General features: G+C 40.9%; 14 protein-coding genes and 1 pseudogene. 8 read left to right on the forward strand and 7 right to left on the reverse strand.

The genetic code is table 11. From position 1 onward, the window contains the following. The first annotated feature begins 2 nt into the window (after positions 1-2). Both EXE09_RS08130 and EXE09_RS08135 read left to right on the forward strand, forming a co-directional pair. Positions 3-443, forward strand: coding sequence for a hypothetical protein (locus tag EXE09_RS08130; protein ID WP_130114437.1), 441 nt, complete (start codon positions 3-5; stop codon positions 441-443). 59 nt (positions 444-502) lie between these two features. Continuing rightward, entirely contained in the window at positions 503-940 is a 438-nt protein-coding gene (locus EXE09_RS08135) for a hypothetical protein (protein ID WP_130116932.1), read from the forward strand. Positions 941-1,037: 97 nt separating this feature from the next. Here the strand turns inward: EXE09_RS08135 and EXE09_RS19055 are convergent. Further along, a pseudogene (locus tag EXE09_RS19055) lies at positions 1,038-1,208 on the reverse strand (integrase); the annotation flags it as partial. A 992-nt stretch (positions 1,209-2,200) separates the two neighbouring features. Here EXE09_RS19055 and EXE09_RS08145 point away from each other — a divergent pair. The 5 genes from EXE09_RS08145 to EXE09_RS08165 all read left to right on the forward strand — a co-directional run bounded on the left by EXE09_RS08145 (position 2,201) and on the right by EXE09_RS08165 (position 7,134). Further along, positions 2,201-3,448, forward strand: a complete 1,248-nt coding sequence (locus EXE09_RS08145; RefSeq protein ID WP_130116933.1) for a dienelactone hydrolase family protein — start codon at positions 2,201-2,203, stop codon at positions 3,446-3,448. Between the two features lie 21 nt (positions 3,449-3,469). Continuing rightward, positions 3,470-4,261: an SDR family oxidoreductase gene (locus EXE09_RS08150; protein ID WP_130116934.1), complete on the forward strand. Its 792-nt coding sequence runs from the start codon at positions 3,470-3,472 to the stop codon at positions 4,259-4,261. Between the two features lie 54 nt (positions 4,262-4,315). Next, positions 4,316-5,554, forward strand: a complete 1,239-nt coding sequence (locus EXE09_RS08155; protein WP_130116935.1) for a styrene monooxygenase/indole monooxygenase family protein — start codon at positions 4,316-4,318, stop codon at positions 5,552-5,554. A gap of 27 nt (positions 5,555-5,581) precedes the next feature. Further along, positions 5,582-6,118 carry a flavin reductase family protein gene (locus tag EXE09_RS08160; RefSeq protein ID WP_394357211.1) on the forward strand — a complete coding sequence of 179 codons (537 nt, stop codon included), beginning with the start codon at positions 5,582-5,584 and terminating at the stop codon, positions 6,116-6,118. Positions 6,119-6,186: 68 nt separating this feature from the next. Further along, a complete protein-coding gene (locus tag EXE09_RS08165; RefSeq protein ID WP_130116936.1) occupies positions 6,187-7,134 on the forward strand; it encodes a SphA family protein in 948 nt (315 codons plus the stop codon). A 276-nt stretch (positions 7,135-7,410) separates the two neighbouring features. Here the strand turns inward: EXE09_RS08165 and EXE09_RS08170 are convergent, their stop codons facing one another. The 6 genes from EXE09_RS08170 to EXE09_RS08195 all read right to left on the reverse strand — a co-directional run bounded on the left by EXE09_RS08170 (position 7,411) and on the right by EXE09_RS08195 (position 14,238). Next, entirely contained in the window at positions 7,411-8,469 is a 1,059-nt protein-coding gene (locus EXE09_RS08170) for an AraC family transcriptional regulator (RefSeq protein ID WP_130116937.1), read from the reverse strand. Positions 8,470-9,039: 570 nt separating this feature from the next. Continuing rightward, complete coding sequence (gene antC, locus EXE09_RS08175; protein WP_130116938.1) at positions 9,040-10,071, reverse strand: anthranilate 1,2-dioxygenase electron transfer component AntC; 1,032 nt, start codon at positions 10,069-10,071, stop codon at positions 9,040-9,042. Positions 10,072-10,082: 11 nt separating this feature from the next. Then, on the reverse strand, positions 10,083-10,574 hold the full coding sequence (gene antB / locus EXE09_RS08180) for an anthranilate 1,2-dioxygenase small subunit (RefSeq protein WP_087514449.1): 492 nt from the start codon (positions 10,572-10,574) through the stop codon (positions 10,083-10,085). Positions 10,575-10,576: 2 nt separating this feature from the next. Then, on the reverse strand, positions 10,577-11,992 hold the full coding sequence (gene antA / locus EXE09_RS08185) for an anthranilate 1,2-dioxygenase large subunit (RefSeq protein ID WP_130116939.1): 1,416 nt from the start codon (positions 11,990-11,992) through the stop codon (positions 10,577-10,579). A gap of 321 nt (positions 11,993-12,313) precedes the next feature. Further along, on the reverse strand, positions 12,314-13,315 hold the full coding sequence (locus EXE09_RS08190) for a helix-turn-helix transcriptional regulator (RefSeq protein WP_130116940.1): 1,002 nt from the start codon (positions 13,313-13,315) through the stop codon (positions 12,314-12,316). Then, positions 13,312-14,238 (reverse strand): diguanylate cyclase domain-containing protein, encoded by a 927-nt coding sequence (locus EXE09_RS08195; RefSeq protein WP_130116941.1) that lies wholly within the window; start codon positions 14,236-14,238, stop codon positions 13,312-13,314. The genes EXE09_RS08190 and EXE09_RS08195 overlap by 4 nt, the downstream gene beginning before the upstream one ends. A gap of 323 nt (positions 14,239-14,561) precedes the next feature. Here EXE09_RS08195 and EXE09_RS08200 point away from each other — a divergent pair, with 323 nt between their 5' ends. Next, positions 14,562-17,048 carry a TonB-dependent receptor gene (locus EXE09_RS08200; RefSeq protein WP_130116942.1) on the forward strand — a complete coding sequence of 829 codons (2,487 nt, stop codon included), beginning with the start codon at positions 14,562-14,564 and terminating at the stop codon, positions 17,046-17,048. The last annotated feature ends 35 nt before the right edge of the window (positions 17,049-17,083 follow it).

Here is a 17,083-nt window from a genome sequence, read left to right on the forward strand (position 1 = left end):
TTATGAATGATCAGGCTATCTACCAAAAAATAGGGGAGCTTTTATGGTCAATAATGCCCCAAGAAGCTAAAATAATTTATTTTACTGGGAAGCTTTATTCTACTTATCGAGGATGGGGGGTTGACTTTACTCTAAAAAATGGTATTACAAGCTCATTCGATTTTGGCCAGGAACCTACTGAAATAGAATGGCAAATTCGAGATTTAATGGGCGATTTAATAAATCATGATTTGTTTAAGGATAAATGGAATCATTATAAAATTTCTTTAACTGAACAAGGAAAATTCAATATAGATTTTGCTTATATTCCTGAAAGTGATGATTGGGTAAATTTATATATGAAAGGAGTAAGTGATTTAAAACGAGAAGAATTGGATGAAAATAATATACCATTGGAAGAGTGGGAAAAACGAGTAGAACTGAAAAAACAGAATAAATTATAGAGCGGTTTTTTAAAGCCTTGAGTTTTGTCTCAGGGCTTTTTATTTACGGAAAATAGGTAATGAAAGATCAGGAAATATATCAAAAAATAGGTGAGCTTCTATGGTCAATAATGGCAGAAGAAGCAACTATTATTTTTTGTACAGGTATGATTTATTTAGATCTTAATTCATATAGTTTTAGATGGCTCACTCAAGATGGTAAAAGCAAATCATTTGATTTTGATAAAATGCCAAGTGAAATTGGAGATAAAATAATATCTTTAATGGAAGAGTTAAGGGAGTTAGAAATCTTTACAGAAAAATGGACACATTTTAAAATTTCTTTAACGGAAGAGGGTAAAATTGATTTTACATTTGCATATATACCAAAAGATGATTATTGGCCTGGATTGTATATGAAAGGCGTAAGTGAGTTAAACGAAGATGAGTTGGATACATATAACATTCCATTAGAAGACTGGAAAGAATATGTGAAGTTAAAAGAACAGAATAAGTAAGAAAAGGTTTTTTATAAAAGCCTAGAGTTTTTGTCTCAAGGCTTTTTATTGTGATCACTCGATTTTGCTTCGGGTCAATATAGCCTATGCCATTTTATTTAAGTTTTTGCTCATTCATGCGTTTAATCAAAGCAGTTAATGACATATCAGAAAGCATGCTACCACCATGAGGTGCTGGGAAAATGTAGCCTTTTGATTGTGTATCAGTTTGAATAGATTTTAATAATTCAATGGCTGGTTCTGAGAGTGGAACACAATGTTCTTTCTCTGTATTGGTATTTTTTTAGGGGCTTAGGAAGTTACCATATAATTTAGATATGTTTACTTCCTAAGCCCCTTTTTTAATATTCATTTCGTTTTAATGTCGGTTAAGACACGGTATAGTAGTCTTAATTTCCATCTTATTGTGGTAGTGGGAGTTCGAAAGACAGGCTTTTTATAAATAGGGAATCGAACTTTAAGATGTTTAAATATTTGGGATGAAATGTCGAAACAACTAGAAACAAAGAAAACATGATGTAGTAAAAATAGTAGTAAAAAATTAAATTAATAATCATCTATATTTTTAAATTCAATAACTTATGATTGTAATGTGACTGTCACCGCTTCCGCCAAATATTTAAAAAAGCCCTTGTATTTACAAGGGCTTTTTTATTGCCTGAGTTTTTCTATACTAGAAACATGATCAGTTTCAATATTAAAATTAGAAAATACTTTGTGTTATGGTTTGTTAGACCGTGACAATTGGTCGTTATAAAGTATTAAAAAAGCAGTAAGATATTTATTACGGCTTTTTTATCTGTGTACTTTTACCCCCACATAAAAATTTGGATAGAAGCATACTTGTTGGATGCTTATAAACTCAGATTGGACATTAAACTTGCTGAGCTAGCTGAAGAGCTTTGGAACCTAATTACATAAAATTAAGTGAAATTTTACTAGTCTAGAACCATGGAATTTATTCTGAGAGTTTTCTAAACTTTGTTCTAAGCTGGATTAAAAGAGCGGTGGTTTTCTAATATGCTTTGATTAAAGCTTTTTTTACCGTAAGCCACTATCCGATAAGCCTATATCTTCATCCATATTTTCCACCTGATTTAACTTTGATGAGATCAGAACAAAAAGACTGATTCAGGGAAGTTTTTTTGCAGTTTGACGCAACATTTCGCAGAAGCTGGATAATATTCGCAGATTCTGGACAGACGCTACTCTCCTTTCACAGACATGATAACTGCAAGAGTTAGGTCTGGAGTCAGTGAAATGGCAGGTCAATATATTGACGTAAAAACACAAACAGGGAAGTCATTTGCTGCGTATTTAGCAATTGCCGAAGGTGGAAAAGGTCCAGGAGTCGTACTGTGTCAGGAGATTTTTGGTATTAACGCTGCAATGCGTGCCAAAGCAGATTTTCTGGCAGAAGAGGGATATACAGTCATCGTGCCAGATCTATTCTGGCGTACTGCACCGCGTATTGAACTCGGTTATACCGAACAGGATTTTCAAAAAGCGTTTGAACTTTATCAAAATTACGATGAAGACCTGGGGGTGGAAGATATTCAGGATAGCTTGAACCATTTAAAAACACTTGCAGTTTGTGATGCAGGTGCTGGTTTGGGGGTTGTTGGGTATTGTCTGGGGGGGAAAGTGGCTTATCTGTCCGGTTGCCGTATTCCTGAAGTGGCTTGTGCAGTCGGTTATTACGGTGTGGGAATCGAAAAAGCATTGCATGAGCTTGCAAACGTTAAAGGCCGAATGGTTTTACATATAGCCGAATTGGATAAATTTACCCCGCCAGAAGCACGGCAACAGATTCTGGATGCTGCTGCACAATATAAGAACGTCAATGCTTATGTTTATGAAGGCGTGGATCATGCCTTTGCCCGTCCAAACAGTGAACATTATCACAAGCCATCTGCACGTTTTGCTCATGAGCGAAGTGTTACTGCACTACATCAAACCATTGGGCCTGTTTATGACCTAGTTGCACTCTGGGAAGAGCACATCCGTCATGAATTTGATACGCGTGATGTGCCTGCCACGATGGCGACGATGGTTGCTCAGCCTTATGTCAACCATATTCCAACGCTCACAGGTGGTGTGGGGTATAGCCAGCTTGCACGTTTCTATCAATATCATTTTGTCCATCAGAATCCTCAGGATATGAAGATTACTTCGATCTCACGTACCGTCGGTTCAACACAGGTGGTGGATGAGTTCATTATGAGTTTTACCCATGACAGCGAGATTGACTGGTTGCTGCCAGGGGTTGCTCCAACTGGAAAATATGTCGAAATCCCGATGCTGGGCGTGATTCAGTTCCGTGGTCCAAAGTTGTGTCATGAACATATCTATTGGGATCAGGCTTCTGTTCTGGTGCAGATCGGATTATTGAATCCTGAAGGTTTGCCTGTTGCAGGTGTTGAAACTGCCAAAAAACTGCTGGATGAAGATATGCCATCCAACACTTTAATGCCGTCCTGGTCGAGCAGCGAAGCTAAGCCGATTTAAACGGATCTTCAGGAGCAGAATATGAATATTGAATTAAATCAAAAAATTGCTGTAGTGAGTGGCGGTGCAACTCTGATTGGTCTGGCAGTGGTACAGGCTTTGGTGAATGCAGGTGCAAAAGTCGTCATTCTCGATATTGCTGAGCAGGGGCAGCAGGTCGCTGATGCCATGAAAGGGCAGGCACAATTTATTCAAACCGATTTACGTAATGATGCCGCCATTGCCAGCGCAGTAAAGACCATTCATGAAACATTTGGAAAAGTCGATTACCTGGTCAATCTGGCCTGTACCTATTTAGATGATGGCTTTAAATCCTCACGTGGAGACTGGTTGCAGGCACTGGATGTCAATCTGGTGTCAGCTGTCGAACTGACCCGTGCTTTTTATGAAGATTTAAAAGCTAATCAGGGTGCGATTGTGAATTTCACATCGATCTCTGCCAAAGCTGTTCAAACGGGACGGTGGTTGTATCCCGTTTCAAAAGCGGCGATGCGTCAGCTTACTCAATCAATGGCAATGGATTTTGCACCTGATGGTATTCGCGTTAATTCCGTATCACCAGGCTGGACATGGTCACGTGTCATTGCAGAAGTCAGTGGCAATAACCGAGCCAAAGCAGATGCCGTGGCAGCTGATTATCACTTACTGGGTCGTTTGGGCAATCCAGAAGAAGTTGCAAATGTTGTTCTGTTTTTACTCTCGCCAGCCGCAAGTTTTGTGACAGGTGCTGATTATGCCGTCGATGGCGGTTACTCCGTCATGGGACCAGAAGGGAATCAACCTGCTATTCCACGCTTAGCAGATGAAGCGTGATAGCAAATCAATATTTAAACCTTAAAGAATTTAAAAAAATATGGGAGAACCATGATGCGTCGTATAGCAATTGTTGGAGCGGGTCAGTCTGGATTACAGCTCGGTTTGAGCCTGCTGGACACAGGTTATGATGTCACAATTCTGACTAACCGTACCGCAGATGAAATCCGTCAGGGTAAGGTCATGTCAAGCCAGTGTATGTTTCATACTGCCTTGCAGACTGAGCGTGATGTTGGACTCAACTTTTGGGAAGAGCAATGTCCTGCTGTGGAAGGTATTGGTTTTACACTGGTCAGCCCTGAAACTGGAGAGCCTGCATTTTCGTGGAGCGCACGACTGGAGCGCTATGCTCAATCGGTCGATCAGCGGGTAAAAATGCCTTACTGGATTGAAGAGTTTGAACGCCGTGGTGGCAAACTGATCATTCAGGATGTCGGGATTGATGAACTGGAACAACTGACTGCCGAATATGAACTGGTGCTGTTGGCAGCAGGTAAGGGTGAAGTGGTGAAACAGTTTGTGCGCGACGATGAACGCAGCACATTCGATAAACCGCAGCGTGCGCTTGCTTTGACTTATGTCACAGGCATGAAACCGATGTCGCCGTATTCGCGGGTTGCCTTTAATGTGATTCCAGGGGTGGGGGAATACTTTTGTTTCCCTGCATTAACCGTGACAGGCCCTTGTGAAATTATGGTATTTGAAGGTATCCCAGGTGGTCCAATGGACTGTTGGCAAGATGCAAAAACACCTGAACAGCATCTGCAGGTGAGTAAAGACATTCTCAACAAATATCTGCCTTGGGAAGCTGCGCGTTGTGAAAATATCGAGCTGACTGATGCCGGAGGATATCTAGCAGGACGCTTCCCACCAAGTGTACGCAAGCCTGTGTTGACTTTACCATCGGGTCGTCAGGTGTTTGGTATGGCGGATGCACTGGTCGTGAATGATCCGATCACGGGTCAAGGTTCAAACAATGCAGCCAAGTGCAGCAAAATTTACTTTGATGCCATTTTAGCGCAGGACTCTCAGGCATTTACCCCTGAGTGGATGCAGCAAACCTTTGAACGTTACTGGTCTTATGCTGAAAAAGTTGTGGCTTGGACGAACAGTTTACTGGTTCCACCGCAGCCGCAGATGATTGAAGTATTAGCTGCAGCAAGTCAAAACCATGCAATTGCCTCAACGATTGCCAATAACTTTGACGATCCACGCAACTTCTCTCCGTGGTGGTTTGAACCAGAGCAGACTCAGCGTTTTATCGAATCTAAAAGCTGTCAGAAAGTGGCTTAAACACAAGGAAAGTAAAGGGTGAATGTCATGAATATCAATACATCGCATGAGCTCGGTTTAAAACCGATTGATATAGAAAATCCAAGAGAAATCCGTAATTTACTTGGGCAGTTTGCAACAGGCGTGACTGTGATCACTACACGTGGTCGTGATGGACGGAAAATTGGAATGACAGCCAATTCATTTTCATCATTGTCGCTTGAACCGCCACTGATTTTGTGGAGTTTGTCGAAAACTGCACCAAGTTTGCCAGATTTTACCGAGGCTGAATATTTCGCCATTCACATGCTGGCTCAGGAGCATCATTCACTTTCTGGACATTTCGCACGTGGTTCAGAGGATAAATTCGCTAGTATTGCACATCGTGAATGCGAGCGTGGTCTGCCTTTACTTGAAGATGTACTCGCGACTCTGATTTGTAAAAACATCAACCAGTATGAAGGTGGTGATCATCTGATTTTTATTGGTGAGATTGAGCATTATCAACAACGCGCTGGTGAGCCACTGGTTTTTCATGCGGGTAAATATCGTATCGCGGCTGAACATCCAGAGCTTAGTCTTTAATCATTCACAATACCTTTAACGAGAGACATCACGATGAGTTATGGTCGTGATTTTCTTGAGGATACAAGATGAAAAATAATGTCATAAAAAGAGGTTTTCTGGCTGGAACAGTAGTCCTGACTTCCATTGCAGTACATGCTTACGATCTGCCAACTGTCAATCTGGGCATGACCAGTTTTATGGATGGAGGATTACCTGCTGGACCAGGCTGGTATTCACAAACGTATTTCCAAAATTATGATTCAAATAAATTTATGGACAATGAAGGGGATAAGCTCCCTTTACCTAAAACTGATTTGAACTATCAGGTATTGGTACAGCAAATCAGTTATATGTCCAATGTCCGTGTGGGTGAGCATGCGGCACTGGGGCTGAATTTTCTGGTTCCATTTGTAAGTAAAATGGATATGGATGATGGCTTAAATAATGCAGCGATCAAAGCACAGAGTGGCTTTGGTGATCTGATGATTGGTCCATTTATCCAGTTTGATCCAGTTATGGGAACTGATGGTCCAAAATTTGTACAGCGTGTTGAATTCCAGGTCAACTTGCCAACAGGTCGCTATGATCGCGACAAAAATATCAATCCAGGAAACAACGCCGTGTCACTGGATCCATACTGGGCAGCCACGTACTGGTTTAATCCGAAATGGACAGCATCGACCCGCATTCATTATTTATATAACTTTAAAAATGATGACCCTAACTATACCTATGGCGTTGCGGATGACATTCAGGCAGGGCAGGCGATTCATGCCAACTTTGCAACTGATTATGCAGTGACGCCTCAACTGCGCTTAGGCGTAAATGGCTACTGGCTCAAGCAAGTGACTGATAATGAAGTCAATGGTGAGAAAGTTAAAGATGCACGTGAGCAAATCTGGGCGATTGGACCTGGTGGCATGTACAGTTTTTCAAAAAATGACCATGTAGTTGCCAATGCTTATTTTGAACAGGATGCTAAAAATCGACCTGAAGGCACACGTTTACAGGTACGTTATATCCATCATTTCTGATTAATTGCTTCCAACCATGTTTGATAATGACTTTCTTTTGCCTATTTAGAGTTATTCTGAATAGGTTTTTTATTATTGTCTTAAAATTGAACAAGCTTTTGATAGAAATAAGCGCAATATCTTGATCATGTTTCAGTAATGAAGAGATCTAAAATCTGGACAACATAATTTAAAACGGGGGCTATAGAGAATATGCTTAAGATAAGACCATTCTTCTAATCAAAAAGAATCCCTCACATATAACTTAGTTTTATGTCTTGAAATATTTTAGCCCGATTATGAATATGCTTTTAAGCCAATATCTTGATGTTCTATAGACGTACGGCGAGTACAGGATGGTAATTCACCATAGCGGCGTTTATATTCCTGAGAAAAACGTCCCAGATGTGTAAAGCCCCATTTGAATGCGACATCCGTAACTGAAATATGCTCGTTACGTAACAATTCAATATGAGCCTGTTCAAAACGTAGCTCTCTTAAGTATGACATTGGCGTAGTATTCAAAAAGCTTTTAAATCCTGCAAACAGGGTGCGTACACTGACGCCAGCATGTTCGGCCAATTGTTCAATGGTGAGCGACGCATGCAGATTTTCGCGCATAAATGCTTCGGTACGTTTGATGAAATAAGGTGAAATAGCCTGTTCTTTGGTTTGTTCAATACGTTGTAATAACGTATTTTGCTGACCATAAATCAGTGCGTTGAACAGACTGGATTCAAACTGTTTAAAAGCCATTGGGTGATGTAATGGATGTCGTTCGCAAGCTAAAGCATCGGTCAGGGTACGCATAAGCTGTAAAAAGTAACCACCACCTTGTGTCGAAAAATCAAGTTTTGGTTCAAATAACGGTAAGTGATGGGGAACATCTGGAAGATGCTGACGACAATGCTGGAGTAAATCCTCTTTATCTATTTTTAGAATGAGTTGCGGAGAGTTTGCATGCCAGCGCATTTTAAACGACTGATCTGGGGAAATGAGCGATGCAACTTGTGTATAAGAAATAAATTTTTGCTGATTAATTTCAATTTCAGCATAGCCCTGCGTTGGAATTTGAATCAGATAAAAATTATCCAGATGATCAGGTTCAATATAAACATCAGCGCCGTATTCAAGACGACTGATGGATAAACGCCCAGCCGTCAGATGGTGCATGGACGAGTAAAAATCGTTACGTTGCTGCACGATTTTTAACAGGTGTGGTTTAAAGATTTGTCCCACACTTTTGCAGGTTTCACCCAGATCCTGATGCTGGAACACTAAGTTTTGTGATGAAAAAATGGAACATTGCTGTAGATGACGTCCATTTAATTCAATAGTGGGATTGACCTGACTCATTCATATTCCTTTTGGCTGGCTCACTGAAAATATCGCAACTGTGTCAACCAGATTGAAATACTGTCAGTAATACTTAAACATTTAAGTGGCTCGCAATAACATAAAGAATTAAGCAAAAAATAGACCAGTTAAAATACTTTTAATACTATTTTTAAGCCTGTCAGGACATGATCAATCAAATTAAAAATGAGAAGTTTTTATTTCAAATTAAAGAGAAAAACATGATCATACCTTGAGCTCTTTATATGACCTTATTCCTTAAGATCAGTCTTTAATATATAGCAAATCTGACTAAAATGATCAATTAATTTCAGCTATATGGTATTTTTTAAGTAATTGAAATTTATTGCATTATTTATATTAAATTGTAATTTTTTTATACAGAAAAAACAGATTGAATCAATTATATAAAATATGTTGAAAGACATACTGAGTTTCAGAAAAATGAGCGGGTGTCGTTTTTATCAGTTATGTTTATTTATGCATATATGACTTAAATAGCGAATGTATCAGCGCAGGGTGACAGTCAATGTCATATCTTAGAATATGACATTGAGCCAGTAAGGGGGATTAAGTTTTTGCTGTGTTACTTTGTAAGAATTTTTCACTGTAAATGTGACAGTCTTCAATCGCTTGTTCATCCAGCCATGTTTTGACTGCTTCAATCATGGGCGGTGGACCACATAAGTACATATCAAAGCTTTGTTCAGTCAGTTGATTTTTGTCTAAATGTTCATGAATGAAGCCTGATTTGCCTTGCCATTGTTCCGATGCCTTGGAAATAATCGGATGATAACTGAAGTCTTTAATCCGTTCGGCATAGGCAGTTAAGCGGTTCTGTTCACATAAATCAGCTTCTGTATTTACACCATAATACAAGCGAACCGGCGGCTGACATGGTTGTTCTGCAATATTATCCAGCATACCTAAAAATGCGGATAACCCAGTACCACCTGCAATAAATACCAAAGGACGTTCCGCTTCACGAAGATAAAAACTGCCTAAAGGTGCTTCCATCATCAAAGTTTGCCCAATCTGACAATGTTCTCTCAAATAATTGCTCATCACACCATTCGGGAGGAGGCGAATTAAAAACTGAAGCTGATTGCTGGCATTTGGACGATTGGCAAATGAATAAGAACGCCAGTCATCTGTCTCTGGAATCTGTAAACGCGCATACTGACCTGGTAAAAAGTCCAGTTGTCTGGCGTGACTACGGGCATCTAAATATAGAATAGCAGTAGTTTCTGAAACGAGTTCTACACCCGTCACAATGGTCGCAATTTTTAAAGTCTCACCAGTATTACAAATGGTAGAGCTGTGATCAAAATAAAAAGCGGCATTGGATTTGACACGGGTCTGACACGCCAGCATTTTGCGCTCGGACAGATCACGTTCACTTAATGCATCTTCATCCACGTATTCCTGTTCATAAACACCCGTTTCACATTTCCCCTGACAGGTTCCACAAACGCCTTCACGACAGTCTAAAGGTAGATTAATGCCCTGACGAACTGCTGCATCAAGTAACAATTCGTCTTGCTGGACAGAAATAAAAAAAGTTTTGCCATCAGCAAAGTTGAGTGCAACAGAATGATCCATATTGACTCCCCTTAAACGTGATAGAAATCAAGAACGGAATCAATCCTGTCATTCAACAGTACACTGTGCTGACGGCGGATACGGAAACTGTCTTCTGTTGGACGTAATAAATAGGTTGCGCGTCCATAAAAACAACCTTCCAGTCCCTGACGGTTATACAGCGTTCGCCAGCTGACTCTGGCTTCAACCAAACCATCATCCAGTGTTTTTACCTGCACATTATGAATATTGTGTTGTGTACGTGGCAAAGGAGTTGCTGAAGCTGCTTTACCGGTACGGATACGGAATACACGGTCTTCAAGACCAGAACGGTCCTCATAATAAACGTAAGATAAACCCTGATCTGGATCCTGAACATAATTGTGATCATCAATCCATTGTGGGATGTGGTATACACTGTCCTCATCGTATAGGTTGATGTAAGCATCCCAATCGTAGTTATCGCATAGTTCAGCTTTTTTATAGAGGAACTGTGAAACTGCAAAATGAAGTTCAAGAGACATAATTACACCTCATCCGTAACAGATTGATTGTCAAAAGTAACATCGTGCATTTTGAGCATTTTCTTATTCAACCCATCTAAAATAAGACGTTGCCATTGTCCATGCTGATTGACATACAGTCCTTCATGAGTAAATTCACGACCTGTAATGACGGGCTGAATACCCAGATCCTGCGAGTTTTGTGTTGGACCATATGTCCATTGATGATAGCCACGGGAGATATCACTCCAGCGCTCCAGACGTCCCTGAAAGCCTTTTTGCTGCTCACGGAATTCAACCAGATCGTCAGGTGTGCCTAAACCAGACACATTGAAAAAGTCTTCAAACTGGCGAATACGGTTACGACGTGCTTCTCTTGACTCACCTTTAACACCAATACACTGACTGATGACTTCAGTTTTATTCCAAGCGACTGGGCGAATAATCCGTAGTTGCGAGCTGATCTGATCCATAAAGAACAGGCTTGGGTATAAATTTAAGTTGCGTAAGCGGTGCATTGCCCATTCAGCACGTTTCTCACCAAACCTTTCCACTAGGTAAGGCATAACCACATCATAGCCTGGACGCACGGTTGGATTTGGCATATCGCTGAACAATACGCTATGACCATTTTTAAAGCTGAACCAGCCATCATCGGTTTCGGCATCGCCTGCACCGAGTTTACTGTAATCCAGTGTATCAAGTTCATCGCCCTTGGCAGCATTCACTTGCTGACGGTGCTGTACTGTCGATACATAGTTATAATGCACTGTGCTGACGTGGTAGCCATCCAGACCATTTTCATTTTGCAGTTTCCAGTTACCTGCAAAGGTGTACGCAGATTTACCTTGTAAAACCTCAAGTTCACCTGTCGGAGACTGATCGACCATCAGATCCAGAAATACTTTGGCATCACCTAAAAAGTCTTCAAGTAAATCTGTAGCCTGAGTATCCAGACTAACAAATACAAATCCACGATAGCTGCTGATTCGGGCTTGTTTTAAGCCACGGCTTGATTTGTCAAAATCTTCACAGTATTCACCAGGGGCTTTAACTTTGACTAAACGACCATCAGATTTATAGCACCATGCATGGAATGGGCAGGTAAATACCGACTGATTGCCTTTGGCAACACGTGTCAGTGTTGCACCACGATGTTCACAGGCATTGACCATTGCATGTAATTCACCTTTAGCATCACGGCTCACAATGATAGGTTGACGACCGATCTGTACGGTGACGAAGTCATGAGGATCTGGAATTTCACTTTCATGACAGGCATAAATCCAGACTTTTTCAAAAATGAGTTCCATTTCGAGTTCGAATAATTCTGGCTCGGTAAACATATCGCGAGCAATTCGATAGACTCCATCATTTGGGCGGAAATCGAGACAACCCTGTACAAAATTTTGCCATTCGGCGAGGTTACGTGCAGTCATGGGATCTTCCTCTATCCAATCAGTGCTTTTATCTGATTGAACCGCGAATCTGAGAAGGGCTCTATCCAGATTTTCCGTGTCTTTATCCACTTTATGCAGTTTGTTACAGCCAAGTTGTAAAATAAGGGGCTTATATTTTTTGAGTTTTTTGATTTAAATTTAATATAATTCAATTGTTTATGGTTTTTTAGGGTTAAGCGTAATCCTGAATAAGTGCTGTTATAACCTGTGTGAGTAAATTGCCAGATTCTCTAATTTGAATTGTTTTAATCTGGATATATATTGAGAAATTAAGTGATTGAGGAACTTCAGAATAAGTAATTAGGACTGTGCCGCTTGTACTGTTAAACCACTCCAGCGTTTAAACGCACGTCGAAAATTGGTGGCATCGTTAATTTGTAAATGCTGAGAAATCTGTTCCGTTTTAAAACCATGCACACGATATAAAATGATGGCGGTATGCAAACGGCTTTGATCGAGCTGAGCCTGGAAATGGGTCTGATGCTTTTTCAGTTTGCGCTTTAAGGTGGCTGAACTCATCTGAAAATAGTCGGCGGTTTGTTCGAGCTGAATATTATTCTGGATATTCTGCATTAAGTATTGATGCAGACTGAGCAAAAAACTCTGCTGGATATTCTGGGCTGTCATTTCTTTCAGCGCGTGTTGATAACTGATTGCAGCTAAGGTAGAAGAAGCATTGGGAAGTTTTTCATGGATGATGTCACGGGGAAGGCTCATCATATTGATCGGGCGATTAAACTCTAATGTACTGCCTAAATGCGTCCAGTATTGTTCAATATAATCCGGTTCAGAAAAGTTAAATTCAAATTTCCACGCTAACCTGGCCTGGTACAGTTGACGGCTAAACGCCTGTATTGCACTCATTGCGCTTTCGATTGAAAAGCGATTTTCAAATTTATTTTCATCTAACCAGTAAATATGAACATAGTCTTGGCTATACATGATTCGGGGGCATAGCCACGGCGAAACGGATGCGGAAAATGTTAAATAACGGCTGAGTGCTTCATCAAAGGTCGATGCATAAAGCATGGACTTAATCGCATCATTAAAGGGTGTAGTTAAGCTACGCTGACCGAATAAAAAACTGATGTCCTGATTGCGGAAATGCAGTTCCGCATTTTTTAAAACCTGCTGTAACTGTTGCTGATTGATCAGCTTTTGTCCTGAAAATATATCTTCCAGGAAAATACCACTACCGCTGAGTAGAATATGATGATCGACTTCATGGCTGGCTGCTAAATCAATTAAAATAGATAATTGATGATGTGCAGGAATGTAGCTGTAGTCGCATTCGAAGTTCATACCATCGCTCGCTTAGGTGAATAGTATTGTTTCTTCTGGATCAATTGCTGATTTAAGGTACTTAACAATTGCTGAACAGACTGATATTGCTCGACTGAACAACAGGTTGTGATCGCTTTTAAGGGAATCTGTACCGATAAATCCCGCTGATAATAAGCACTGACCATCAGCATGCGCTCAAGCTGTGTAGCAATTTTTTCAGCTTGCTGAAGGCTGGTCTCCGGTAAAAGCATAATGAAACGATCCCCAGCGAAGCGACAGAGCAGATCATGTGGGCGTAAGTTCAGACTGATCAATTGTGAAACGTGCTGTAAAATAGATGTGCCTTCCTCAAATCCATATGTTTGATTAATCTGATTAAAATTATGCATATCCAGCAGTACAACTGACATATCGCCTGGTTCATGCAGATTTTGTTCGATTGCCACTTTGAGCTGGGTTTTAAAATAATGTGCATCTGCCAAAGGAGTGAGTGCATCGAATAAACGGTGATCCCGATAGATGCGTTCCCGTTTTTGCATGTGTCTGGAAATTGCCAGTTCTTCCTGATGCCAGAAATAAATCCCAAGGGTAAACAGACACAGTCCAATTGGAAAAGGAATGGACTCAAGCCATGCATCCCACATGATTTCTTTGGGCATGCGAATAAATTCATCTAAACTGTCCATCCACATATGGAAAAAAATAAAACAGAGTCCATAAAAGATATAATTAGTTACACGACCCAAAGGACGGCTTTTAATAATAAAGAAAATCCAGATGCCAATAAAAACAGTTGCCCCTCCTTCACCTAAAATATCGACCCAGTTCCATTCTGCGAATGATTTGACCTGACCAAGCAGGATAAATAGCCATAGCGATAAGCTACAGGCAATCGCCATACAACATAGAGGCCAGCGGTAGTAAGCAAAGTATTTAGGCATAGCATTTGGGAAATGATTTATTTTCGCCCAAGCTAAACAGATTCAGATGACAGTTTCATGGCAAGGGCTGGAGTCAAAACAGATCAGACTATTTTTAATTCTGGTCGAGAGAAATACTGAAAAACCCTGCCTTTACGGTAAATATGCAGCATTCAGTCAGCTCAAATTTTTCTCTGTACAGATCAAATCAGCTCATTTATTCAGAAGAAAGCCTCTAAAACCTGCAAATTGAAGGGTTTAAATTTTGACTGTCACATCATGTTCACATTCAGTTTTTATTGTGCCTCCAAACCATGCCACTTTGGCTTGAGGGGATACACAAAATGAAAAATGCGAATAACCGTTCAGTGAGAAATAAACGTGCGGCTTTCCAGCTCAGCACATTGGTCCTGTCAATGCTCAGCATGACTCAACTGTATGCCGACGATAACGCGGTGGAATATGTACAGGTCATTGGTCAAGCTGCAAGTATGGATAAAGCACTCAAAGAACAGAAACGTGCTGACCAGATCAGCAGTGTGGTTCATGCTGATGGCATTGGACAGTTACCTGATGACAATGCAGCAGAAGCTCTGCAACGGATACCAGGGGTTTCTACAGAGCGTGATCAGGGTGAAGGACGTTTTGTTTCAGTTCGTGGTTTAGGGGCAGACCTGAATGCAGTGACCATCAATGGTACTTTGGTTCCTGCGCCTGAAAGTGACCGCCGTGGCGTGGCACTGGATGTTTTACCTTCAGAGCTGGTGCAGTCTTTGGCTGTGGTGAAAACGCTGACACCAGATATGGATGCCAACTCATTAGGTGGCACGGTTCAGGTTGAAAGTTTATCGGCCTTTGACCATGACGGTTTGTTTTACACGGGTACGGTTGAAGGTGGTTATGATGAAAAACGGGAAAAATATAGCCCGAAAGCATCTGGTGCCATCAGTAACCGTTTCAGTATCGGTGAGGGAAAAGATAATCTTGGGGTCGCACTGGCGCTCAGTTATCAAAACCGAAAATTCGGCTCAGATAATGTCGAGACAGGTGGTGCCTGGGATGGTGATGAACTTGAAGAAACTGCAATGCGTCAGTATGACATTGAGCGTGAACGTATCGGTGCGGGTTTAAACTTTGACTACCGCCCGAATGATACCGGCGAATACTATTTAAGAACATTATACAGCCGTTTTAAAGATACAGAATCGCGTCAGGAAGTGTCTGCTGAATTTGCCGATCCACAACTTGCAGGGCAACAGGGTGATGCCGAAGCCGCTCGTGCTTTAAAAAGCCGTGTCGAAACGCAGGAAATACAGTCTTTTGTTCTAGGCGGCAAACAGGGTTTCGGCACCTGGACGGTAGAAGGTCAGCTTGGTTATAGCGAAGCATCGGAAGAAAATCCTGGTGGTATTTCTGGAGCAAAATATAAAGGTGAATTCAGCAATGTCGGTTTTAACAATACCCAAAAACCTGTTATTACCGCGGATCGGGATTTCTATGATGCTACCAACTATGAGCTGGATTCGGTGTCGTGGGAAAAGTCTAAAACCACCGATAAAGAATACAACGGTAAATTAGACTTTTTAAAAGACTATATGCTGGGAAATTATGCTGCTGCATTGAAGTTTGGTGGCAAGATCAGTCAGCGTGAAAAAACCAGTAATACTGATGAGTGGGAGTATGAAGATCTAAGTACATCCAGTTCAGGCTTTAATCACAACAGTCATTATGAACTGGGGCAGTTTGGTCCCACGATCAATGAAAATGCCATCAAAGACAAAATCAGCGGATTAAATCCAAACGACTATGTTGTTGCAGACGGCTCAATCATTAACGATTTTAAGTCAAATGAAGACATTCAGGCAGCTTATGTCATGAATACGGTTGATTTTGATCAACTGCGCGTAATTGCGGGTTTGCGTTATGAAAACACCAGTTTTGAAGCACGTGGGTTTGAGTTTAATGATGATGTGATTACCGCAACCAAATATGAAAATGACTATGATCATTGGTTGCCAAGCTTACATTTACGCTATCAGCTGGCAGATAACGCCTATCTTCGTGCGGCATGGACAAACAGTGTCGTGCGACCAAATTTCGCACAAAGTGCGCCAGGTGTTTATATAGATGGTGATGAAGCTGAGTTTGGTAATCCAATGCTGAAACCACTTGAGTCCTCCAATTTTGACTTAGGGGTAGAAAAGTATTTTGGCAAAGCCAGTATGGTGAGCTTCTATGCATTTTATAAAGATATTGATCACTTTATTTACAGTACCAATATTGCAGGCACGGGGCAGTGGGCTGACTTTGATGAAGCAATTACCTATAAAAATGGTAATCAAGCCAAACTGTATGGAATGGAGTTTGCTTACTCGCAAAAGTTTGAGCATTTAAGCGCACCATGGAATGGTCTTCTGTTAGGTTTCAATACGACATTCAGTAAGTCAGAAGCAGATATTGATTCAATGAAAGATGGTGAGTTGTTGAGCCGTCGCATTCATATGCCAAATCAATCAGATATTGTGGGCAATGCCATGATTGGCTGGGAAAATGAACGCTTTGGTGTCCGTCTTTCAGCAAACTATAAATCAAATTATTTATATGAACTGGGTGACATTGATACACCTGAAAAAGACATCTATACCGATGATCAGGTATTCCTCGATTTGAGTAGCCATGTGAATTTATCGAAAAACTTACAGCTCAAGTTTGATGTGCAAAATATCACGGATGAACGCTATTACAACTATGCGGGTTCTAAAGCTCATAACTCGCAATACGAAGAGTATGGTCCAGCCTACAAACTGGCACTGACTTATACCCACTTTTAAACCGAATTAAATTTTAGTACTCAGGTTTTCTCTCC

It is taken from the genome of Acinetobacter sp. WCHAc060025 (assembly GCF_004209355.1).
In the GTDB taxonomy this organism is placed as follows: domain Bacteria; phylum Pseudomonadota; class Gammaproteobacteria; order Pseudomonadales; family Moraxellaceae; genus Acinetobacter; species Acinetobacter wuhouensis.